Source organism: Halorubrum sp. 2020YC2 (assembly GCF_018623055.1).
Taxonomy (GTDB): domain Archaea; phylum Halobacteriota; class Halobacteria; order Halobacteriales; family Haloferacaceae; genus Halorubrum.
In genome coordinates this window covers 2,951,739-2,973,954 of sequence record NZ_CP076019.1, presented here as the reverse complement: position 1 = coordinate 2,973,954, position 22,216 = coordinate 2,951,739, and the positions used below count along the sequence as shown (strand labels likewise).

The 22,216-nt window shown below is 71.8% G+C and carries 21 protein-coding genes; 15 read left to right on the top strand and 6 right to left on the bottom strand.

The genetic code is table 11. The annotated features are described in order from the left end of the window. Positions 1–370: 370 nt before the first annotated feature. Positions 371–1,300 carry a branched-chain amino acid transaminase gene (locus KI388_RS14765; protein WP_215087326.1) on the top strand — a complete coding sequence of 310 codons (930 nt, stop codon included), beginning with the start codon at positions 371–373 and terminating at the stop codon, positions 1,298–1,300. Between the two features lie 75 nt (positions 1,301–1,375). Here KI388_RS14765 and KI388_RS14760 read toward each other — a convergent pair whose 3' ends face one another. From KI388_RS14760 to KI388_RS14750, 3 genes are all read right to left on the bottom strand, one after another. Then, on the bottom strand, positions 1,376–2,620 hold the full coding sequence (locus tag KI388_RS14760) for an RNA-guided endonuclease TnpB family protein (RefSeq protein WP_215087325.1): 1,245 nt from the start codon (positions 2,618–2,620) through the stop codon (positions 1,376–1,378). A 176-nt stretch (positions 2,621–2,796) separates the two neighbouring features. Next, on the bottom strand, positions 2,797–3,525 hold the full coding sequence (locus KI388_RS14755; protein ID WP_215087324.1) for a DUF502 domain-containing protein: 729 nt from the start codon (positions 3,523–3,525) through the stop codon (positions 2,797–2,799). A gap of 86 nt (positions 3,526–3,611) precedes the next feature. Then, positions 3,612–4,451: a proline dehydrogenase family protein gene (locus KI388_RS14750; protein ID WP_215087323.1), complete on the bottom strand. Its 840-nt coding sequence runs from the start codon at positions 4,449–4,451 to the stop codon at positions 3,612–3,614. A 142-nt stretch (positions 4,452–4,593) separates the two neighbouring features. Between KI388_RS14750 and KI388_RS14745 the strand changes: the two genes are divergently transcribed. From KI388_RS14745 to KI388_RS14725, 5 genes are all read left to right on the top strand, one after another. After that, entirely contained in the window at positions 4,594–5,136 is a 543-nt protein-coding gene (locus KI388_RS14745; RefSeq protein ID WP_215087322.1) for a CDP-2,3-bis-(O-geranylgeranyl)-sn-glycerol synthase, read from the top strand. Positions 5,137–5,287: 151 nt separating this feature from the next. Next, entirely contained in the window at positions 5,288–5,470 is a 183-nt protein-coding gene (locus tag KI388_RS14740) for an HVO_0416 family zinc finger protein (protein WP_215087321.1), read from the top strand. 102 nt (positions 5,471–5,572) lie between these two features. Next, positions 5,573–5,731 (top strand): hypothetical protein, encoded by a 159-nt coding sequence (locus tag KI388_RS14735; protein WP_166377302.1) that lies wholly within the window; start codon positions 5,573–5,575, stop codon positions 5,729–5,731. A gap of 107 nt (positions 5,732–5,838) precedes the next feature. Next, complete coding sequence (locus tag KI388_RS14730) at positions 5,839–7,683, top strand: ATP-dependent helicase (RefSeq protein WP_215087320.1); 1,845 nt, start codon at positions 5,839–5,841, stop codon at positions 7,681–7,683. Further along, the gene (locus tag KI388_RS14725; protein WP_215087319.1) at positions 7,680–9,083 is read left to right on the top strand and encodes a M24 family metallopeptidase; all 1,404 of its coding nucleotides are present in this window, start codon (positions 7,680–7,682) and stop codon (positions 9,081–9,083) included. The genes KI388_RS14730 and KI388_RS14725 overlap by 4 nt, the downstream gene beginning before the upstream one ends. Positions 9,084–9,093: 10 nt before the next feature. Here KI388_RS14725 and KI388_RS14720 read toward each other — a convergent pair whose 3' ends face one another. Further along, positions 9,094–9,435 (bottom strand): hypothetical protein, encoded by a 342-nt coding sequence (locus KI388_RS14720; protein WP_215087318.1) that lies wholly within the window; start codon positions 9,433–9,435, stop codon positions 9,094–9,096. A gap of 145 nt (positions 9,436–9,580) precedes the next feature. Between KI388_RS14720 and KI388_RS14715 the strand changes: the two genes are divergently transcribed. Continuing rightward, entirely contained in the window at positions 9,581–10,210 is a 630-nt protein-coding gene (locus KI388_RS14715) for a riboflavin synthase (protein WP_215087317.1), read from the top strand. Between the two features lie 28 nt (positions 10,211–10,238). Here the strand turns inward: KI388_RS14715 and KI388_RS14710 are convergent, their stop codons facing one another. Together KI388_RS14710 and KI388_RS14705 are read right to left on the bottom strand one after the other, a co-directional pair. Then, positions 10,239–10,946, bottom strand: coding sequence for a phosphoglycerol geranylgeranyltransferase (locus KI388_RS14710; protein ID WP_215087316.1), 708 nt, complete (start codon positions 10,944–10,946; stop codon positions 10,239–10,241). 89 nt (positions 10,947–11,035) lie between these two features. Then, complete coding sequence (locus KI388_RS14705) at positions 11,036–12,115, bottom strand: tubulin/FtsZ family protein (protein ID WP_215087315.1); 1,080 nt, start codon at positions 12,113–12,115, stop codon at positions 11,036–11,038. 74 nt (positions 12,116–12,189) lie between these two features. Between KI388_RS14705 and KI388_RS14700 the strand changes: the two genes are divergently transcribed. The 8 genes from KI388_RS14700 (at position 12,190) to KI388_RS14665 (ending at position 22,128) form a co-directional block, all read left to right on the top strand. Next, positions 12,190–12,843: a hypothetical protein gene (locus KI388_RS14700; protein WP_215087314.1), complete on the top strand. Its 654-nt coding sequence runs from the start codon at positions 12,190–12,192 to the stop codon at positions 12,841–12,843. Between the two features lie 7 nt (positions 12,844–12,850). After that, positions 12,851–13,315, top strand: coding sequence for a hypothetical protein (locus tag KI388_RS14695; protein ID WP_215087313.1), 465 nt, complete (start codon positions 12,851–12,853; stop codon positions 13,313–13,315). Positions 13,316–13,389: 74 nt separating this feature from the next. After that, positions 13,390–15,369 (top strand): ATPase, T2SS/T4P/T4SS family, encoded by a 1,980-nt coding sequence (locus KI388_RS14690; protein ID WP_215087312.1) that lies wholly within the window; start codon positions 13,390–13,392, stop codon positions 15,367–15,369. Continuing rightward, the gene (locus tag KI388_RS14685) at positions 15,366–17,165 is read left to right on the top strand and encodes a type II secretion system protein (RefSeq protein ID WP_215087311.1); all 1,800 of its coding nucleotides are present in this window, start codon (positions 15,366–15,368) and stop codon (positions 17,163–17,165) included. The genes KI388_RS14690 and KI388_RS14685 overlap by 4 nt, the downstream gene beginning before the upstream one ends. 83 nt (positions 17,166–17,248) lie before the next feature. Beyond that, positions 17,249–17,743: a hypothetical protein gene (locus KI388_RS14680; RefSeq protein WP_215087310.1), complete on the top strand. Its 495-nt coding sequence runs from the start codon at positions 17,249–17,251 to the stop codon at positions 17,741–17,743. A 4-nt stretch (positions 17,744–17,747) separates the two neighbouring features. Then, complete coding sequence (locus KI388_RS14675; protein ID WP_215087309.1) at positions 17,748–18,212, top strand: hypothetical protein; 465 nt, start codon at positions 17,748–17,750, stop codon at positions 18,210–18,212. Next, complete coding sequence (locus KI388_RS14670; RefSeq protein WP_251133168.1) at positions 18,209–18,916, top strand: hypothetical protein; 708 nt, start codon at positions 18,209–18,211, stop codon at positions 18,914–18,916. Before KI388_RS14675 ends, KI388_RS14670 begins: the two co-directional genes overlap by 4 nt. After that, positions 18,910–22,128 carry a hypothetical protein gene (locus KI388_RS14665; RefSeq protein WP_215087307.1) on the top strand — a complete coding sequence of 1,073 codons (3,219 nt, stop codon included), beginning with the start codon at positions 18,910–18,912 and terminating at the stop codon, positions 22,126–22,128. The genes KI388_RS14670 and KI388_RS14665 overlap by 7 nt, the downstream gene beginning before the upstream one ends. Positions 22,129–22,216: the final 88 nt, after the last annotated feature.

Below are 22,216 nucleotides of genomic sequence, written 5' to 3'. Positions count from 1 at the left end.
GGGAGGCGTGAGGTGCTGTGCGGAGCGGTGCGGGGCGGGACTCAAAGGGGCAGCCGGGAGGACGAAACACGACGATGTAAGCACCGCAAGGAAGGAGCGGGAGCGACTGACTGAGGAGCGCAACGAGTCGCGCGAGTCCTCCCGGCTGGGGCTTTGGAGGTGTTCACCGTGGAATCGTCGATCACGTATTACAGAGCGACTGGGGCTTTGGAGGCCCTCACCGCCGATCCGCAGTCTGTTATTTATAACTGAGCGGCCGGGCCTTCGGAGTGGTTCGCCGTCGCTCCGTCACCAGAGTCCGACCTCGCTTCCTCGCGACAGCCTCGGCCGGTTGTCACAGTTTTAAGCCCGCCGGCCGCAACCGGGTACTATGGGATTCGACGAGATGGACGTCGACACGATCTGGAAGAACGGGGAGTTCCTCGACTGGGAGGACGCGACGACCCACGTTCTGACCCACGCGCTCCACTACGGGAGCGGCGTGTTCGAGGGCGTTCGCTGCTACGACACGGATCGGGGACCGGCCGTCTTCCGCTGGGACGAACACCTCGACCGACTGTTCGACTCCGCGAAGATGTACGACATGGACATCGAACACTCGCGAGAGGAGATCACCGAGGCCACCCTCGAGCTCCTCGACCGGCAGGACCTGGAGTCCTGTTACATCCGGCCGATCGCCTACTACGGCTACGACTCGCTGGGCGTCTCGCCCGAGGGGTGCCCGACCGACCTCGTGCTCGCCGCGTGGCCGTGGGGCGCGTACCTCGGCGAGGAGGCGCTCGAGGACGGCGTCGACGTGATGGTCTCCTCGTGGCGGAAGCACGCCTCCTCGCAGGTGCCGACGAACGTGAAGACGACGGGCCTCTACGTCAACTCCATGCTGGCGGGCGAGGAGGCGCGCCGGAACGGCTACGTCGAGGCCATCGTCCTCAACAAGGAGGGCAACGTCGCGGAGGGGCCCGGCGAGAACGTCTTCATGGTCAACGACGGCGAGATATACACCACCGGCCCGGCGCAGTCCATCCTCGAAGGGATCACCCGCGACACCGTGATCACCCTCGCGGAGGAGCGCGGCTACGAGGTCCACGACGAGGCCGTCATCTCCCGGGGACAGCTGTACACCGCCGACGAACTGTTCTTCACCGGCTCCGCCGCGGAGGTCACGCCGATCCGCTCGGTCGACGACACCGAGATCGGCGCGGGCACCCGCGGCCCGGTGACCGAGGAGCTACAGAGCGCCTTCTTCGATCTGGTCGAGCGGCGGACCGACGACCACGACGAGTGGTTCACCTACCTGTAAACTACCCTACCCTACTCCCTCGGCGCTGTGCGCCTCGGTCCTTGAGGGTAGGGCTTTGACGTGGACTCCCGGCAATCAGTCCCCAGTAATAGGCTGGTGACTCTCACCGTTCAACGTCCCACCATTTATACGCACGTCTACTGGTGCGTCTCCGTTCCCCGACTTGGGCGAGGAACGGAGGCTGTGTGTCTGTTTCCGGGCGTATCGCACCCCGATATTCTTCGCCGCATTGTAGTCCGCGTTGACCTCATACCCGCATTTCTGGCACTCGAAGTGTTCTCCTTGGCGGTTCGCTTCGTGCGTAAAGCCACAGTCCGTCCGAGAACACCGTTGGGACGTGTGGTTCGGCTCAACCTCTTCCACAGAAACTCCCTGCTCTGGTGACTTATAGGAGACGTACTCGGCGAGGCGTCGGAACGCCCACACGTGGTGCCACTTCGCGTCCGGAAGCCGCTCGCGGATGTCCGTTAGGTCCTCGAACACGATCACGTTACAGTCGTGTTCGACGGCTTCCGAAACGATCTCGTTGGCAACCGTGTGGATGTACTGTTTCCGCCACGCTTCTTCGCGCTTTCCGAGCCGAAGCAGCGCGTTGTGTGCGGCCTGGGTTCCGCGCTGTTGCATCTCACCACGCCGCTTCTCGAACTCGCGGCACCAATGGTCGTACTCGTCTCCCTGCCAGAACGTGCCGGTCGAAGCTGCTGCGAGGCTGTTGACCCCAAGGTCGATACCGAGGACTGTTTGGTGCCCGGAATCTGCCGAAACCTCGGGCTCGTCGTCATCGTACTTCCGGGTCGTAATGTGGAAGTAGAACTCGTCGGCCGCCTTGTCGTATTGGAGTGTACTAGCCCGGAACTCGTACTCTTCGGAAAGAACGTACTGTTCGTAGGGCGTTGGGCTATCTGCCGGGAGTTCAAAGTCGCACTCAACACGCCCGTTGACGGTTGAAAGCGAGACTTTGTTTCGGTAGAATGTGGCGCTTCGCTTGTCATAGAGCATACTCCACGAGGTGAACTCCGGTCGACTCACGCGCTTGCCCTGTTTCCACCGTTCGACACACCCTGTCGTTGCTTGGACGGCACGTCGGATGGCCTCTTGGACGAGGTTCGCGGTGAGTTCCGTTTCCTCTCGCAGTTCCGCATAGAGCGCATCCCGTGCGGTCGCGTTCGCCGTAACGCAATTCGTGTAGGAGCGATCGTCCCAACAGAACTCGGCGGCACGGTTTGCACAGTGAAGGAACTGGCGAGCTGACTCGTGGAGGTCGTCGCGTCGCTCATCGGGAACGATGAGTTTGACCGGCGCGGTTCGGCGCACCTCCATACTTCAGATGAAGAGCTATCGGTTCTTATTATTTGGGAGTCAGGTGGCCAGAGTATGCCGGTTGTGTCGTACCATGTCGGTTTCCTCTCCGACCTACTCGCTCGCTTCGCTCACCCCTTGAGGTCGGAGGCTCCGCCTTGTATAATGCTGAGTACGCCTCGCCGAACGCGAGCGCCTCACTCACCGGAGCCGCTTCCCTCGGCCGCCGACCCGTCTCCGTCGGCCGGGGTCCCGTCGCCCGGGGTCCCGTCGGTCCGGACGTGTCCGTACCCGTCGGGCGTGTCCGCGCCGTCGCCCTCGGTCGGGGCCTCCTCGTGGACGGGGACCTGATGGGCGGACTCCGCGAACCCGGCGGAGAGGACCCGCGTCATCCCCTCCTCGACGGTCTCGCCGGTCTCCTCGACGCGCTCCGGCTCAACCTCGATGACGAAGCCGGTGGTGATGTTCGGCGCGGTCGGCATGAACAAGACGATCTTCCCGTCGCGGGTCTTCTTTCCGGTCCGGAAGGCGGTCATCCGGATCCCCGGCCACGTCTCGATGTACACCGGGCTCTGAAGCTCGTCGGTGCCGGAGATGGCCGTCTCGATCGCGAGCTTCGAGGCGTTGTACACCACCCGGAGCGCGGGGATCCGGTTTATCGTGTCGTCCACCGCCGACTCCGCCAGCCGGCCGAGGGTGGTCCGCATGAAATAGCCCACCGCGAGCACGACGGTCGCGAACACCGCGAACGCGATAACGACGCGGGAGACGGGCTCTAGCGGGGTCGGAATGATGTTGGGTTGGAGGTCCTCGATGAGCGGGATCGACGCGATGTACTGGTAGATCCAGCGGAGGACTAACAGGAGAACGAGGAGCGGCGCCAGCACGATGAGCCCGCTGGCGAAATCGCGTTTCCACGTGGACATCTATCGCGTTGGTATGTGTCGGCAATCCTTAAAGGGGCTTCCACGCGCCGGCGACGCGCGGCCGACTGCGGTCGATCGCCGCCCGATTACTGCCCCAGAACCGCCCGGACCGCGAACGTCAGGTTCTCCTTGCGCTCGCGGACGCGCCGGTAGAAGTACGAGAGCCACTTGCCGCCGTACGGGGCGTACTGGTACACGTCGACCCCCTGCGCGGCCAGGTCGCGCTGGGCGTCCTCCCGGACCCCCATCAGCATCTGGACCTCGTAGTCGGCGCCGTGGTCGCGCGAGAGTCGGTCCGCCAGCGAGATCATCTCCGGGTCGTGGCTGCCGACCGCGACCCCGCGGTCGCGGCGCTCGAAGAGGAGCCGGAGGTCGTCGCGGTACGCCTCGTCGACGTCCGCCTTTTCGGTGTACGCGATCGACGACGGCTCGTCGTACGCGCCCTTCACGAGCCGGATTTTTCCCGGAACATCGATCAGGCGGTCGAGGTCGTCGGCGGTGCGTTTCAGGTTCGACTGGATGCACTGGCCGACGCTCCACGGGTAGTCGGCGGCGATGGACTCGAACGCGTCGAGAGTGGCGTCGGTGGTGTCGGCGTCCTCCATGTCACACCAGACGAACGCGTCGAGTTCGTCGGCGCGCGCGACGATCTCGCGGTAGTGTTCCTCGAACAGGTCGGCCGAGACGTCCATCCCGATCTGGGAGGGTTTCACCGAGACGCAGGCGTCGAGCCCGCTGCCGGCGATGTCGTCGAGCAGTTCGAGGTACGCGTCGGTGTCCGCGCGGGCCTCCGCGGGGTCGGCGTAGTGCTCGCCCAGCAGGTTGAGGATGACCGCGACGCCGTCCTCGTTCGACGCGCGAGCGTGGTCGAGGGCCGCCGGGACGCTCTCGCCGGCGACGAACCGCCGGGCGATGGGGGGAATCATACTGACTGTTCCGGACGGGGCGAACTTTACTGTTGTCGACCCGGCGGCGGTGACCGCAAGACCGCGCACGGAGCGGCCGACGCGCGGTCCCCCCGGCGGCGGATCCGGGGTTTATAACATCCCGGGCGTCGCCCGTGAGGACATGATCGGTGCGCTCGTCGCGACCGCGTTCTGGGCGATGCTCCCGGCGTACGTCCCGAACAACGCCGCGGTGTTGGCCGGCGGGGGACGCCCGATAGACGGCGGCCGCGAATGGCGCGGCGCGCGGCTGCTCGGCGACGGGAAGACGTGGCGCGGCACCGCGGTCGGCACGCTGGTGGGAGTCTGCCTCGCGCTCGCGCTCAACGCGCTCGCGGAGCCGGCGAGCGCCGCGCTCGGCGTCGCCCTCCCGACGTTCGCGCTCCCGGCCGCGTTCGCGCTCGCGTTCGGCGCGATGTGCGGCGACATCGGCGCCTCCTTCCTCAAGCGGCGGTCCGGCCGCGAGCGCGGCGCCGCGTTCCCCGGACTCGACCAGCTCGACTTCGTCGTCGGCGCGCTGGGACTCGCCTTCCTCGTCGACGCCGACTGGGCGCTGGCGACCTTCACCCCTCGCGTCTTGGCGGTCGTCCTCGTGATGACTCCCGTCCTCCACGTCGTCACGAACGTCGCGGCCTACGCGCTCGGCGTGAAGAACGAGCCGTGGTGAACGGGACGTGAGTTCCGTTCTCGTCGGTGAATCATCTGTGAGGTTTCGTATCCTCGTTGTTTTTCGCAGGAACTGATCGCTCTTCCGCGTAATTCCCGCTGACGAGAACGGCAGAAAGATATATATGTTGGTGTGGCATAGCGTGTCACGCATGTCCAGTAGCGCACCCGGCTCGGACGACGACGTGTTCGACGAGTTCCTCTCCGACCACGGTCACGAAACCGAAATCGTAGACTGGGAGCGATCGTATAACAAGCTCCAGTGTCCCGAGTGCGGTGCGCTCCACGAGGAGGGAACGGCGCGGTGTTCGGTCTGCGACTGGCGACCGAACTGACGCCCGCGGGCGTCGAGGCGTTTTACTTCGCCGCGCTCCCCGAATTTTCTTTCCGTCATACTCCCCGGTAGTATTATGTGGAATTACCCGATAGTGACTACTATGCCGACCTGTCAGAACTGCGGCTCGTTCGTCACGACAGATTACGTTCGGGTGTTCACGCCGAACGAGGTCGATCGGCCCCGCGTCTGTCCGGCCTGCGAGGACCTGGTCCGCGACGGCGCCGACGTCCGGGAAGCGCGCGCGACGCGGAGCACCTGACGGCCCGGTGGCGCGATGAGGCACCGGTTCGTCGCGGTCGGAGGGCGGCTCGCATCGACGATCGTCGAGCCACGGCGTTTAAGGAGAACCGGAATCTCGACGTAACAATGACCGATACTACGGTGACGCGGCTGTTCGGGGGGCCGGGCAGCGGGAAGACGACCGCGCTCTTGGACCGCGTCGAGGAGATACTGGAGACCGAGGACGCCGACGTGCGCGACGTGCTCGTCGTCTCGTACACGCGCGCGGCCGCCGCCGAGATCCGCGAGCGGCTCGCGGAGCGGCTCGACATCTCGCCGCGCAGCCTCCAGGGGAACGTGAGCACGATGCACGCGAAGGCGTACGAGCTGCTCGACCTCTCGCGGGGCGACGTGGTGGGCGAGGACGACAAGGAGTCGTTCTGCGAGGAGTACGGCATCGAGTTCGAGGACCAGCACGGCGGCGCGGGCCGCCGGACCGCGCGGTCGACGACCATCGGCAACAAGATCATCGCCACCTCGCAGTGGCTCCAGCGCACCGAGCGCGACGTGGCCGACTGGTACGACGTGCCCTTCCAGTGGAACGTCGAGGAGGTCCGCCTCCCGCCCGAGGAGGACCCGAACGCTCAGGAGGGCAACAAGTACACCCCGACGTGGCCCTCCGACGACGAGCGGATCGACATCCCGGAAACGATCCGAGCGTGGCGCGCGTACAAGGGCGACAACGACCTCGTCGGCTTCGCGGACATGCTCGAACGGGTCGCGCAGCGCTCGCTCGTGCCGAACGTCGACTACCTGATCATCGACGAGTTCCAGGACATCACGACGCTCCAGTACAACGTCTTCGAGGAGTGGCGGCCGCACATGGAGAAGGTCCTGATCGCCGGCGACGACGACCAGGTCGTCTACGCGTGGCAGGGCGCCGACCCCGACCTCCTCTTGGACACCGACGTCGACGAGGACGTTGTGCTCCCGAACTCCTACCGGCTCCCCTCGGAGATCCTCAACGTCGTCAACGCGGAGATCCGCCACATCGACAAGCGGCAGGAGAAGGACCTCCACCCGCGCAAGGAGGGCGGGACCGTCGAGGCGATCCAGTCGCCCTCGATGATCGAGCTCGTCCGGAACGTCCGGTACACCGTCGAGGACGACGAGGGCGACATCATGTGCCTGTTCCGGGCGCGCTACCAGATGTTCGACTTCATCGACGAGTTCATCGACCACGGCATCCCCTTCTCGATGCTCACCGACGGGCGGATGTGGACCGACCGGGTCCAAGACTACGTGAGCGCCATCGAGAAGGCGGAGGCCGGCGACCCCGTGAACGGGCTGGAGGCCCGGCGGCTGGCCGACATGCTTCAGGACTCCGCGTTCGGGACCCACGACCGCGACGAGTTCTACGACTTCCTCGACGACCGCGAGGAGGCGGCCGACGCCGACGACGTCTCGCTGATCGAGGTCTCGGCCGACACGCTCGACGACTACATCCCCTTCATGCCGGACACCGCGAGCGCCGACGACATGGTCCGGAAGGTGACGAGCTTCCAGCGGAAGTCGATGGGCGCGTACTTCGCGGGCGACTACCAGGGGACCGACCCGACCCGCGTCCGCGTCGGCACCATCCACTCCGCGAAGGGCCGCGAGGCCGACCACGTGTTCGTCGCGACCGACCTCACGGAGAAGGTGGTCGAGCAGATGGCGGCCTCCATCGACGACCCGACGGACGTCGACGGCGTCGAGGAGTTCACGAAGTCGACCAGCCCCGTCCCCCTGCTCACGGACAACGAGCGCCGCGTCTTCTACGTCGGGATGTCCCGCGCCCGCGAGCGGCTCGTGATCATGGAGAGCCTGATCAGCGGCGCGCCGACGCTCCCGATCAGCGTCCTGCTGTTCGACGAGCTCCGCGAGGAGCCGGCACAGGAGCTCGTCGAGGAGGTCCAAGCGGAGCTGGCGGTGCCCGAGCCGGAGCCGTGAGCGGGAGAGAGCCGGTCCCCCACGAGCCGGCCGGTGGCGAACTCCGCCCGCTTCGGACCGACCTCCGCCCCGTCGTCAAGGCGGTCAGCGAGGCCGACGCGGCCGCGTTCATCGCCGTCGGTGACCGCTTCGACGACGGCCTGCGCTACCTCACGCGCTTTTCGGGACCGGACCGGCCGTCCGCGCTGGCCGTCGTTCCCGGCGACGGAGCGGCCGCCGAGAGCGACGGGTCGGACGCCGACGCCCCCGCGGGGCGCGCGGTCCTCTGTGCCCCCGCGCTGTTCCGCGAACAGGCAGAGCGGGAGTTCGTCGCAGGCGCGCGAGACTCGGCTCCCCAGTCGGCGGACGACACGGGGGACGACGCCGACGGCGGGTTTCACGACGGGGTCGTCCGCGAGGTCCGGACGGAGAACGTCGGAGACCACGCCGGCGAACGCGCGGCCGCGGTCGTGGCCGACCTCATCGACGGCGGCGAGGAGGACGAGACCGGAACCGCCGACAGAACCGTACTCACCCCCGCGTCGCTCCCCCACGACGCCGCGGTGTACGTCGAGCGCGCGGGCAACGAACTGGCGTCGACGGACGCCGTCGCGGCCGCCCGGACGCGCAAGACGCCGGCGGAGGTCGACCGGATCCGGCGCGTCCAGCGCGCGGCGGTCGCCGGTCTCGCCCGCGCCGAGGCGGTGCTCGCGGAGAGCGAGGTCACCGATGAGAGCGACGAGAAGGCGGCTGACGACGGGACCGCCGACGGCCGGCGGCCGCCGCTCCGCTGGGCGGACGACCCGCTGACGACGGAGCGGCTCCGCCGCGAAGTGAACGCCGCGCTCGCCGGTCGCGGCGTCCGCGACGCCGGCAACACGGTGATCGGGGCCGGGCCGTCCGCGGCCGACCTCCACTACGTCGGCAACGACCCGATCCGGCCGGGCGAGACGGTTCTTCTAGACGTCTCCCCGCGCGGCCCGGACGGCTACTACGGCGACGTCACCCGGACGTTCATCGTCGACGGCGACGGCGGCTGGGAGCGCCGGGCGTACGTCGCGGTCGAGGCCGCCCGCGAGGCCGCGCTCGCGGAGGTCGAACCCGGCGTGCCGGCCAAGACGGTCCACGGCGAGGCGGCCGCAGAGCTCACCGCTTACGGCTTCGACCCGACCGCGGGCGAGGGCGAGGCCGGCTTCACCCACGGCACCGGCCACGGCGTCGGGATGAGCCTCCACGAGGGGCCGTCGCTGTCGGGCGTGGGCGAACTGCGGCCGGGCCACGTCGTGACGATAGAGCCCGGCGTCTACGACCCGGACGTTGGCGGCGTCAGACTGGAGGACCTGATCCTCGTCACCGACGACGGGTACGAGCTACTGGCGGAGTACCCGTTCGGGATCGCTCCCGGTCCGGACTCGGACTGAGTTCCGTCGGCTACCGTCCCGTCTCGTCGGCGCCGTCGACCGCCGCGGCGTCCGTCGATTCGGACTCGCTCGCAGTCCCGGAATTCCCGTCCACGCTCGCCGCGCTCTCGTCCGCGTCCGTCGAACCGCCGCGCAGCTGTCGGGGCAACAGTCCGGAGAGGAACTTGCGGGCGATCCGCGCCGGGTCGAGGAAGTACTGCGGGAGGACGACCATCGCCGCGGCGACGACCAGCAGGCCGACGCCGAGAGCAACTTCGCCGGCGAACAGCCGGACGAGCGCGTAGTTCGCCAGCGGCAGCGCGAAGACGAGCGACGCCGCCAGCCCGATCATATCCAGCAGTCCGAGGCGCATCGGCTCCTCGTTGACTCCCGGGGGGCAAAAGGGACCCGGCGAGCGGCCCGCCGTCGCCCGGCCGCGGCGCGTCAGGCGACCGGACGTGGTTCCCGACCGCGCCCGGACCCAGAACCGATATCCGTCGCCCGCCCCCAGTTCGGGTATGTTCACCGGCATCGTCGAGGGCACGGGCGCGGTCCGGGAGCGGACTGAGACCGACGACGGGCTCCGGCTTCGGATCGGCGTCGACGGGTTCGACGACCTCCACCACGGCCAGTCGATAAGCGTGAGCGGGGTGTGTCTGACCGTCGAGGAGTACGGCGACGGCGCCGACGCCACCGACGCCGACGGCGGCGAGTGGTTCGAGGTGTTCCTCGCGAGCGAGACGGTCGCGAAGACGTACCTCGGGGCGGTCGGGGAGGGCGACGCGGTCAACGTCGAGCGCGCGATGCCCGCCGACGGGCGGTTCGACGGCCACGTCGTTCAGGGCCACGTCGACACCGTCGCGGAGGTGACGGGGATCGAGCGCGTGGGCGAGGACTGGCGGTTCACGTTCGAGATTCCGGAGGGCCACGACGACTACCTCGTGGACAAGGGGTCGGTGACGCTCGACGGAATCTCGCTGACGGTCGCGGAGAAGCGCGACGGGGAGTTCGACGCCGCGATCATCCCGACGACATACGACCTGACGACGCTCTCGGAGAAGTCGGTCGGGGACCCGGTCCACCTCGAAGCCGACGTGATCGCGAAGTACGTCGAGAACATGTTGAACGGGTACGCGGGAGCGGACTGAGGAGGGGAGCCGGCTCGCGGGGGTGCCGTTAGTCGTCGTGCGCGTCCTTCGCGCCCTTCACCGTCTCGCGGACGGCGTCGACGCCCTCGTCGTGGAGCAGGTCGCCCACGACGATCACGTCGCTGTGGGCGGCCATCTCGTTGGCCGACTCGTAGTCGTGAATCCCGCCGCCGTAGAAGAGGGTGGCGTCGTCCAAGGCGTCGTGGGCGGCCGCGACCTTCTCAGGGTCCCCGAAGGTGCCCGAGTACTCGACGTACACTATCTCCTGGCCGAACATGCGCTCGGCCACCTTCGCGTACGCCCCCACGTCGTCGGCGGTGAGGTCGCAGTCGGCCTCCGTCAACTGGGCGACCGACGCCTCGGGGTTCATGACGATGTACGCCTCGGTGTGGGTCCGGCTCCAGTCGAGGTCGTCGATCCGGACCCACTCCTTGTGCGCGCCGGTGATCCAGAAGGGGCCGCCCGCGTTGAACACGGTCGGGATCAGGTAGCCGTCGAGCGCCGGCGAGTCGATCACGACGCCCGGGTTCGACGGCTCCTGATACAGCGGCACGTCGTACTCCGCGGCGGCGTCGACGACGCGGGTCATCTTCTCCGCGGTGACGTCGAGGGTCCCGCCGATCTCGATCGCGTCCGTCCCGGTCCGGCAGACGTCCTCGAAGGTCTCGCCCGGTCGGAGGTCCTTGTCGGGGTCGACCTTCAGGACGTGGTCCCAGTCGTCCCACGGGTTGGTCATCGGGCGAGAGTCCGCCGGGCGAGACCAAAAAGGTGCGGAACCTGTCCCGAGAGCGGACGACGGCGGTACCGCTGGGTGCGGCCGACCCCTCAGAGCAGGTCGTCGATCTCGTCGTTCTCGAACGCGGCCGCCGGGTCGGGCGTCTCCTCGCGCTCGTCGCGGACCGCCTGCCGGGCGCGTTCGAGGAACGCCTCGACGCGCTGGGAGCGCTCGACGCCCGCGAGCAGCACCAGGGCGGCCATCCGGTCGGAGTCGAGCGGGAAGTCGCCGCCGCGGACCTGCATCGACCCCGTCTCCTCTTGAAGCCACTTGCGGGCCTTCTCCGCGCCCTTCCGGGAGATCCGGTCGGGGTCGCCGGCGACCGCGACGAGGGCGGCGTCGGCGTCGGTGGCGCTCGGCAGCGAGAGGCCGGTCATCACCGCGCTGCGGACCGCGCTCGTCACCGTGGTGACGTTCTCCTGCGGGTCCTCGGCCGCCGGCGCGGACGCGAACCCGACCGCGGCCATCCCGCCGGCCCGGAGCGTGTTGATCACCTCGCTCGTGTCGACGACGGACTCCGCGACCCCCTCGACCGCCTCGCCGGCGGCCAAGAGGAGCCCGATCCGCTTCGCCATCGAGGCGTTGATCGCCTCGTAGCCGCCCTCGACGGACTCCCCCGCGGAGCGCCACGCGTCGTTGTCGAGCAGGATCGTCGCGTCCGCCTCGCGGACCAGCGTCTTCAGCGACCGGCCGGCGTTCACCTGATACATCGTTCCCTCGTCGCGACCGGGGAGAATACCGATCGCGTAGACGGGGACGTCGTACACGCGGTTCAGCTCGCGGACGAGGACCGGTGCGCCGCCGGAGCCGGTCCCGCCGCCGAGCCCGGCGACGACGAACACCGCCTCGGCCTCCGCGGTGACCTTCGGCGCCAGCGCGTCGAGCACTTCGACGGCGTCCTCGTGCATCACTTCCGCGCCGAGTTCGTTGTCGCCGCCGACGCCGTGACCGTTGACGCGTGACTGCCCGACGAGGACCGTTTCGAGCGGGAGGGGATCGAGGTCGGCCGCGGCCGTGTTGACCGCGAGCGCGTCGAGGACCGCGCCGTAGCCGGCGTCGGCGTCGAACTGCGCGAGGGCGGTCGTCAGCTTGCCGCCCGCCTGTCCGACGCCGAGGAGGACTGCTTTCATGCGGGGACGTACCAGTCCCCTCAACAATATCCTTTCCCCGAGGTTTAAGAGTGAAAGCGCGGCCAACCGGTCGCATGACCGATCACACCGGGAACGCCGAGCGGCCGAGAGGGAGATCCGACTCGGCTTCGACGGGAGCGAACGGATCGGGCGCCGGGATCGAGTCGCGGCTCCGCGCCGTCGAGCGCGCGGTCGCCGGGGGCGACGCGCGGCCGGCCGACGTCGCCGCCGACGCGGAGGCGACGGCCGAGCGCGAGCGGCTCGAATCGCGGCTCGACGACCTCGAAGAGCGCGTCGCGGAGCTAGAGGCTGCGACGCAGGCGATCCGCGGGTACGCCGGGGCGGTCAGGGCCGTCAACAGCGAGGTCGAGCGGCGGGCCGACCTCGCGCTGGCGCGGGCGACCGAGGCCGAGCGAGAGAGCGACCGAAGCGTCGAAAGCGACGGCGTCGGTCGGAGCGCGGGCGACGAGGGTCGCGCCGCGCCGTCAGAGAGCGCCGCGCCGTCAGAGAGCGCCGCGCCGTCAGAGAGCGCCGCGCCGTCAGAGAGCGCCGCGCCGTCAGAGAGCGCCGCGCCGTCAGAGAGCGCCGTGCCGTCGGAGAGCGCCATCGACGCCGCGCTCCCGGGCGACCGACCGGCGTCCGGATCGATGGCCGACAGCGACGGGAACGAGGGCGACGACGGGGCGTGGGCGGCGGGCGCGCTGGACCGGCTCCGCGAGTCGCTGTGAGCGCGCCGTGATCCGGGTAGTTCTCACCGTCCTCGTCGCGGTCGCGCTGCTGACGGCGTCGATGCCGGCGGTCGAGTCGGCGCGGACCGCGACGACGGCGGAGCGGGTCGGCGCCGAAGCCGATCGGCTGGAGCGGGCGATCGGCGGCGTCGTGGCCGGGTCGACACCCGTGAGCGACCCCGCGATGGCGGCGCAGACGACCGTCATCGTCCGAGTTCCGACCGGGTTCGCCGCGGCCGACCTCGACCGCGTCGCCCTCGCTGAGTCGGCGGAGCGGCCGGACGGCGTCGCGCTCGCGTGGCGGATCGACGGCGGTCCGGCGCGGGAGTTCCGGATCGGAACGGGTCCGGCCGAGGCGGCCGTCGACCTCGTCGACGCGCCGGTCGAACTCCGGCCGGGCGGAGCGAGCCGCGTCCGCGTCCGATACGTCGACGACGGCGGGCCGACGATCCGGATCAGTCGCGTCGGGTGAGGCGTGGAGAGGAGGGTCGGGTCGGACCACCGAGCGGGCGATTATTTATAACCGATGCCGCGGCCACCGCCGCCATGAACCTCGATCTCACCGGGCGGATCGCCGGCGACGCCGGCGGGACGCCGCTCCGCGTGCTCCCGTGGACCGGCGCGGACCCCGACGCGTGCCGGTGTGAACCGACGTTTCGCGAGCCCGTCGGAACGGGCGTCGAGGACCGGAGCGTTCTCGACGTCGACGCGGACGACTGTCCCGGTCGCGGCGACCTCGCAGCCAGCGCGGACTGCCTCGCGACCGTCGTCGCGGCGCTCAGCGACCGCGACGTCGACGTGATCAGAACTCGACACCGCGGCCGAGAGCGCTCTTACGCCGACAGTGCGGCCGATCTCTTGGTCGCGGCCGGACGGTTCCGCGAGCGGATCGCGTTCCACGAGGAGCGGCTGGCCGACCGGGTGACCTGCGACCCGATCGGTGCGGCGAGGGAGGCGAGCGGACGCGCGGGGCCCGCGGAGCGAATCGCGACCGAGACGGGGCTGTTGTCGGCGGTCGCGGACGTCACGGGCGGACCGGTCGAGGCCGACGGAGACCGCGGGGTAGCGGAGAGCCTTCGGGCGCACGTCGGCCCGACGGCGGCGACCGCGCGCGTCGCAGCCGCGCCGCCGCCGGGCGCGACGCTGACCGACCGCTGGACGGTGTCGACCGGGGCGACAGTGCGGCTGTACGAGGGCGACGACTCGCTGCGGACGTACCACCTCACGCCGCCGACCGCCGACCTTGACGCCGAGAGCGTGACGACGCTGGCCGCCGCCCGAGAGCGGCTGCTCGACGATCCGGCCGGCGGAGACAGGGCGCCCGGGCGGGCGGTGCGGGCGGCCGCCGACGGCGACGAGCCAGTCGCAGACCTCACCGAGATCCTGCGGCGACACACCCACGGCTACGGCGCGTTCGAGCACGTCTTCGCCGACGAGCGGGTGAGCGACGCGACGGTGACGGCGCCAGTCGCGGAGAACCCCCTGCGCGTCGTCCTCGACGGGGAGCGCTGCCGAACGAACGTGCGGCTCCCACCGGAGGGGGCCGCCACGCTCGCGTCGCGGCTGCGTCGGTCGAGCGGTCGGGCGTTCTCGCGGGCGACCCCGACGCTCGACGCGACGATCGAGTCGGAGACCGGTCGGGTCAGGGTCGCCGCGGCCACGGCGCCCGCGAGCGACGGCCTCTCGTTCACGTTTCGGCGGGGCGATCCGGAGGCGTGGACGCTCGCGCGGCTGGTGTCCGTCGACACGCTCACGCCGGCGGCGGCCGGCCTGCTGTCGGTCGCCGTCGAGCGCGGCGTGACCGGCCTGATCGCCGGGGGGCGGGCGGCCGGGAAGACGACGGCCCTCGGGTCGCTGCTCTGGGAACTGCCTGCGGAGACGCGGGCCATCGCGATCGAGGACACGCCGGAGCTCCCAGTAGAGGCGCTCGCCGACGCCGGCCGGGACGTCCAGCGCCTCCGTGTCGGGGACGGGGCGGAGCTGGCGCCGGCGGACGCGGTGCGGACGGCGCTCCGCATGGGCGGCGGGGCGATCAGCGTCGGCGAGGTGCGCGGCGAGGAGGCGCGGGCGCTGTACGAGGCGATGCGCGTCGGCGCCGCCGGCGAGACAGTGCTCGGGACGATCCACGGCCAGGACCCGGGGGCGGTCGAGGAGCGCGTCGTCACCGACCTCGGGGTGGCCCGCTCGTCGTTCGCCGCGACCGACGTGATCGCGGTCCTCGACTCCCACCGCGTCGAGTCGATCGTCGAGGTCGGCGGCCGCGACGGCGGCGTGAGCTTCGATCCGCTGTTCGAGCGGACGGAGCGGGGGCTCGTCGCAACGGGCCGGATCGACCGCGGCGAGAGCCGGCTTATCGACGGGCTCGCCGGGTCGGACGAGTCGTACGCGGCGGTTCGAGATGCCGTCGACCGTCGGAGCGAGCGGATCAGCGAGGCGGTTCGAGCGGGGCGGATCGCCCCGAGCCGGTACGCCGGGGGCGACGAGCGCGACGACGGGAGCGCCGGCTCCGACGGAGGGGGACGATGACGGAGGACTCGTGGGGACTCTCGGGCGAATCGACCGCGTCCGACGAGCTCCGACGTGCGGTCGCGTTCCTCGGGTGGGACCGCTCCGCGGAGCGCGTCGTCGCCCTCGGCTATTGGGGCGGCGTCGCCCTCGGCGGGGTCGTCACGGTCGTCGTGGCGGCCGTCGCCGGCGCGGCCGCCGCGGCATCGGCAGGGTTGGCCGCCGCCGTCGGCGCGGTACACGCGATCCACCGAGCGCCGGTGTGGCTCGCCTCGCTCCGGCGGACGCGGGCCCTCGGCGCGGCGCCGGGACTCGTCGGGCGACTCGTGTTGCGGATGCGGCTCGACCCCTCGACGGAGCGCGCGGTGGAGTTCGCCGCCCGGACGGGCGACGGCCCGCTGGCCGCGGCGCTCTCTCGGCACGAGCGCGGGAGCGCGGACGGTCCGACGAGCGGCCTTCAGGCGTTCGCGCGGGAGTGGCGCCCGTGGTTCCCGGCGATCGACCGCGCCGCGGCGCTCGTCCGGACCGCGGCGACCGCCCCGGCGGAACGCCGCGGACGGTGTCTGGACCGCGCGCTCGACGCGACGATATCGGGGACGACGGACCGGCTCGCGTCGTTCGTCGGCGCGGTTCGGGGACCGATCTCCGCGCTGTACGCGTTCGGCGTGTTGCTCCCCTTGGCGCTCATCGCGCTGCTGCCCGCGGGCGCCGCCGCCGGCGTCGCGATCGGCCCCGAGATCGTCGCCGGAGTGTACCTCGTCGCGCTCCCCGGCGGGCTGATCGCCGCCTCGGCGTGGCTGCTCTCGCGTCGGCCGGTCGCGTTTCCGCCGCCGGAGATCGACGGAGGGCATCCGGACGTACCGGACCGGCGCGGGCGGGCGCTGCTCGTCGGCTGCGCCCTCGGCGCCGCGGCGGCCGTCGTCGTCGCGCGGGCCGTCGCGGCGTGGGCGTGGCCGGTCGCCGGGGTCGGCGTCGGCGCCGGGAGCGCGCTGTTCGTCCTCGCTCGACCGCGGCGGGCCGTGCTGGCCGACGTCCGCGAGGTCGAGCGGGGCCTCCCGGACGCGATGACCGTGATCGGCGGCGACGTGGCGGAGGGCGTCGCCGTCGAGACCGCGGTCGCGAACGCGGGCGAGCGGCTCGACGGCGCGACTGGAGACCTGTTCGAGCGCGCCGGGCGACGCAGCGACACGCTGCGGGTCGGCGTCCGCGAGGCGTTCCTCGGGCGGGGCGGCCCGGCGGCGGACGTCCCGTCGCCGAGGCTCCGCGGTGCGGTCGCGTTGCTCGCGGTCGCCGCGCGGGAGGGGCGACCCGCCGGCGACGTGCTGTTGGAGCTCGCGGACCAGCTGGAGTCGCTCCGCGACCTCGAACGCGACGCCCGGCGCCAGCTGGCGACCGTGACGGGGACGCTCTCGAACACCGCGGCGGTGTTCGCGCCGCTCGTTGGCGGGGCGACCGTCGCGCTCGCGACGGGGATCGACGCCACGGACGTCGGGAGCCTCGGGGCCGGCGCGGCCGCGGGCGCCGACGCGCTCGGTGGCAGCGGTCTGGGCACGGAAGGCGGCATGACGGCCGGCGGTGGCGGCGCGGCCGGCGGCGGACGCGGCGGGCCCGGCGGCGCGGGAGCGCTGTCGGTCCCGGTGCTCGGGCGGATCGTGGGGACGTACGTGCTGCTGCTCGCCGCGCTCCTCACCGGGCTGGCGACCGGCTTGGAGCGCGGGTTCGACCGGACGCTGGTGGCGTACCGCATCGGCATCGCGCTGCCGACCGCCACCGGGACGTTCCTCGTCGCGTTCGCCGGGGCCGGACTCCTGTTTTGAGGGGTCGCCGCCGGAGACCGGACGGCGAGCGGACCGCCCGCTTCCGGCGATAGTTTATATGCGAAGCCGCGGCCAGCCGGCCCGTGTTCGAGACGAACCTCGACGCCACGTACGCGTGGCTCGGCCTGGCCGTGGTGAGCGTCGCGACCGCCGGGGTGGCCGCGTCGTTCCCCGCCTCGCCGCCGCCCGACGCCGACGGCGTCGCGCGCACCGTCGACTCGGTTGCCGACGGAGAGTATCCCGCGACGGCCGAACACGGCATCGCGGCGGACCGGCTTCGACTCACGGACGGCTCCGTCTCGCTTGACGGTGACGGCGGAACGGCACACGCAGCGCTCACCGCCCCGCAGATCACACCGGTGGTGCGGCCGGGAGCGGCGCCGAACGCGACGACTGACGCGCGGCTTCGGCGCGTGCTCGACGGCGTTCCTCCCGACGCCACGTTCGACGACCCGGCGTCGTTCGCCGCGGCGGCCGAGCGCGCGAGGGCGGCCGACGCGGAGTGGGTCCGAGCCCCGGACCGACTCACGGTCCGGCGGGTTCACTACGGGGACGTCCGCGTCACGCTCGTCGGGTAAACCCGTGACGCGAGATCGAACGACCACGGATGCGCCGGAGGCCTGCGGGGGCCCCACCGCCCAGTTCTCGACTGCCGACCGCGCGGCCGTCGAACCGATCGCCGCGCTCGTCGCGGTGCTCGTCGTCGGCCTCGCGTTGGGGCTGTACGCCGGCGCGCTCGGCGACGCCGCGCCCGATCGGTCTCGGGAGGCTGCGGAGTCGGCGCTCGACCGCGTCGAGCGAGCGACCGCCGTCGGGGGCGTCGTCGACCCGACCCGGATGCGGAACGTCAAGGTCCCGGGGACGGCGGCCGCGGTCGAACTGGAGGCGGACGGCGAGCGCTGGCTGGCGGCGTCGGGTCCGGACGCCCCGGGACCGCCGAGAGTCCGATCGGCGGAGGCGGTCGCGGTCGCGGAGCGCCGGGTTACGGTCCGGGTGGCGCCCGGAGAGAACGTGCGCGGAACGCTTCGGGCGGTGGTGTGGCGGTGACCAGCACCGTCCTCGACGTGACCCTGCTGCTCCTCTGCGTCTCCGCCAGCGTCGTCGCGCTCGGCGCGAGCGACGCAGGGGGGCCCGGCCACCAGAGCGCAAGCGACGCGGCGGACCGGCTCGTCACCGAGACCGCGACCGTGGCGTACTCCGACGCCGACGCGCCGAACGGGACGCGGCGCGTCCACGCGACCCGCGCGGAGCTGCTCGCGCTGCTCGCCGGTCGGGACGCGGATGGGGCGTTCGCCCGCAGGGCGACGGAGGCCGTCCGGACGGGCCTCGGACCGCGGACGCGGGTCGACGTGACGGTGGCGGAGGCCGGTGGATCGACCGCGGACGGTCACGGCGGTCCGGCAGAAGACGACGGCTCGTCCGATCCGATCACGACCGCGACGGCGACGAACGTGGACGGGTTCCCCGCGTTCCAGGCGGACGACGGGTCCCGTCCCGAGTGGATGGAGGAGTCGCCGTATCCCGGACCGATAGCCGATCACGCGGTACCGGACTGGGGAGTCGACGAGAGGAGTTCGAAGAGCGAGGCGACCGATCCCGCGAACCCGGTCGCCGTCGGCCCCGAGCCGCCGCGGAACGCGGACGTGACCGCCGCGGTCGTCGGACAGCCGATACCGGCCGAAATCGGCGGCGACATCGGTGCGGCCGGGTCGTCGGGACGTTCCGTCCGGATAATCGTCCGGAGGTGGTGAGCGTGGGACGAGGACCCCGCGAGCGGTCGCGGAAGGGGGGACGTTCCCGGACGTTCACCGTCGACGAGCGGGCGCGAGTCCCCTTCGCGCTCGTCGGCGTGCTGTTGCTCGTGACGAGTTCGGCGTACGCCGCGGGCCTTGCCGAGCAGGGGCTCGTCGGTGAGGACCGCCGCGTCGAACGCGCGGTGGAGCGAGTCGACGCCGACGCCACGGCTGCGCTCAGGAGCGCGGCGCGGGAGGCGGCCCACGACGCGGCGGCCGACCCGGTAACACGCGCGCCGGACGGGTCGGGGTCGCGGGCGGTCCGCGAGGGGTCGGCCTTCGAGGACGCGTTCCGGATCCGGCTCGCGATCGCCGGGGCCGAGGCGCTGCGCGCGGTCGAGAGCGACGCCGGCGCCGTCGAGGCGAACGCCTCACTGCCGGCCGTCGCCTCGGCGGACGACCTCGTCGCCGCGCGCGAGCGGGTCCGGATCGAACCGGTCGCAAACGGGACTGCGGTTCGCGTCTCGTTCGACAGCGTCGCGACGACCGCGACGCGGGACGGCCGCACCGTCGTGAACCGGACGCGGCGGCGGACCGTCACCGTCGCCGTCCCGACGCTGGCCGCCCACGAGCGGACCGAGCGATTCGAGGCGCGGCTCAACCGCGGACCCGTCGAAGGAGCGGGACTCGGCCGGCAGATCACCGCGAGCCTCTACGCGATGGCGTGGGCGCGAGGCTACGGCCAGTACGCCGGGGCGCCCGTCGAGAACGTCGTCGCGAACCGGCACGTGGAGCTGTCGACCAACGCCGGTATCGTGCGCGTCCAGCGGGACGTGTTCGGAACCAGCGATCCCGACGCGCGCGGCGGCGTCGCCCGCGCGACCGCTCAGACCGGCGTGACCGATCTGCTGTCACCGACTGGCGTCCGCGAGGCCTCTTGGACGGACGCCGTCCTCGGAGCGCCGACACCGACGAGAGAGAGCGACGGAGAGGGTTCGACGTCCGCCGGAGACCGGACCGCGAGCGAGGACGCGGCGTTCGGTCCGTCGGCGGACCCGACGAGCGAGACCGCGTCGGTTGAGGTCGGGCAGGCGGCCGACCGGGCCGTGGCCCGGGTCCACGGCGACCTCTCGGAGATCGTGCGACGGAGCCATCGCGTCGAGGCGACCGCGTCGACCGAGACCACGAGGGTCCGCGACGGGGGACGCCTGACGCCGGGCCGTCCCCGATCGCTGCTCTCGGAGCCCTGGCGGCGGGTCGACGAGTCTCGGACAGAGCGGGTCCGCGTCGCGGGCGGAAGCGACCTCGGTTCTGGGACCGACGGCGAGACGGTGTCGGCCGGCGAGTCGGTGTCGTTCGGCGGCGCGACCCGGGAGGTCGTCGTTGAGCGCGCGGCGACCGCGACGTGGGAGCGACGGGTCGTCGAGCGGGGACCGAACGGAACGGTTCGGAACGTGAGCGTCGACCGCACCGTGACGCGGGACGAGGCGACGGACCGGTACCGCGTCCGGGTCTCGGTGACCGGAACGTACGCGCCGCGGGACGACGCGCCCGACAGGCCGACGGCGACGTTCGGCGCCGCGGACGGCCGCGACGTCGACGGGCCGGACCTCTCCGACGCGCCGGCCGCCGCGAGGGCGGAGCTGAACGTCGAGACGGACGGCGACGTCGACCGGCTGGCGCGCGACGCCGTCGAGGGCGGGGACGAGACGCGGTCGACGGTCGTGTACGGCGACCGCTCGCAGGCGGACCGCGACCGGATCGCGGCGGACGTCGCGTCGCTGTCGGAGCGCGTCCGCGACCTGGAGACCGAGGCGTCGATGACCGACGCCGCGGCCGGCGAGTCGACCCCGTACCGGGACCTTGCGGCGACCGTGCGAGAGCGGCGGGACGCGCTCCGCGACGCGCCGCGACGGTACGAGGGCGCCGTCGAGCGGGGACAGATCGCCGCTCGCGTCGCGTACCTCGACGCCGTGATCGGGGAACTCGAGTCGGCCGCCGAAGAGCGGAGCGCAGCGACCGAAGGGGTGTTAGACCGGGTGAACGACGCGTTCGGCGGACCGCCGGTGGGGCAGGTGATCGCCAGCCGCGAGGCCGCCCGCGACCCCGGGACCTACGCCGTCGGGGACGGGGGACCGGGCGGCGAGGTCACGTTCGCCCCGGAGGGGTCGCCGGGATACCTCCCGCGGACGGCGGTCGACGGCGAGCGCGTCGAGGGCGTCGACGGCACGACGACGCGGCCGCTCGCGACCCGGAACGTGAACTACGTCACCCTCCCGTACAGCGACGTCTCCGGTGGGATCGCGGACCGGATCCTCGGCACCGACGACACGGTCCGTCTCGGCGTCGCTGGACGCTCGCTCCTCGCGGCGGACGAGGCGCTCGCGGCCGACGGCGATGACGACCTCCGGGCCGACCGGCGGGCGCTCGCCGGCCGGATCGACGCCTCGCTGCGGCGCGTCGACGACGCGCTCGCGGAGCGGCTCGCGGACCGGACCGACCTCTCGCGCGAGCAGCGGCGAGCCGCGCTGGAGAGCGCCGCGTCCGCGTACGACTCGGTGGGTGAGCGGGCGGTGGCGGTCGGTGAGGGCGAGTACCCGGACCGCGTCGCGAGCGAGGCGGCGCGGGTCGGCGCGCTGTCGAGGACCGAGCGGATCGGACTCGCGGCGCACCTCCGCGTCGAGGCGCGGACGGCGGCCGGGCGCGACGCGGTCCGCGTTCCGGCTCGTTTCGTCGACGCGACCACGACCGCGTCGCGGGCGGTCCGCCGAGACGAGGTCGAGTCGGCGATCGAAGGCCGCGCGAAGGAGGCGGTCGGGTCGGTGCCCGACGACCGGGTCCCGAAGCCGGTCCGGAGCGTCGGGGCCGGGCTGCCGGTGACGCCGGTTCCGGGATACTGGGTGGCGACGGTCAACGCGTGGAACGTGGAGGTCCGCGGCGAATACCCGCGGTTCGCGCTTCGCGCGAACGTGGGGACGCCCGACCGTCCCTTCGAGTACGTCCGAGAGTCCGGCGGGGTCAGCGTCGACGTGAACGGCGAGTCGGTCGCGCTCGGCGCGACGGAGCCGGTCGCGTTCGAGACGCGGACGGTCGTCGTCGTGGCCGTCCCCGCCGGGCCGCCGGGCGTCGGGGACGTCGACGGAACGCGCGAGGAGACGTCTGGCGGCTGGCCGTGTCCCGGACCGCTGACCGCGTCGCCCGGGGAGGCCGACGCGTGTACCGGGACGTGAGCGGTCGGGTGGTGGACGGCGGCGAGGACGGAGCCGAGCGCGACGCGCCCGACCGCAGGCGTTTTGAGACGCGGCGACCGAGTGGCGG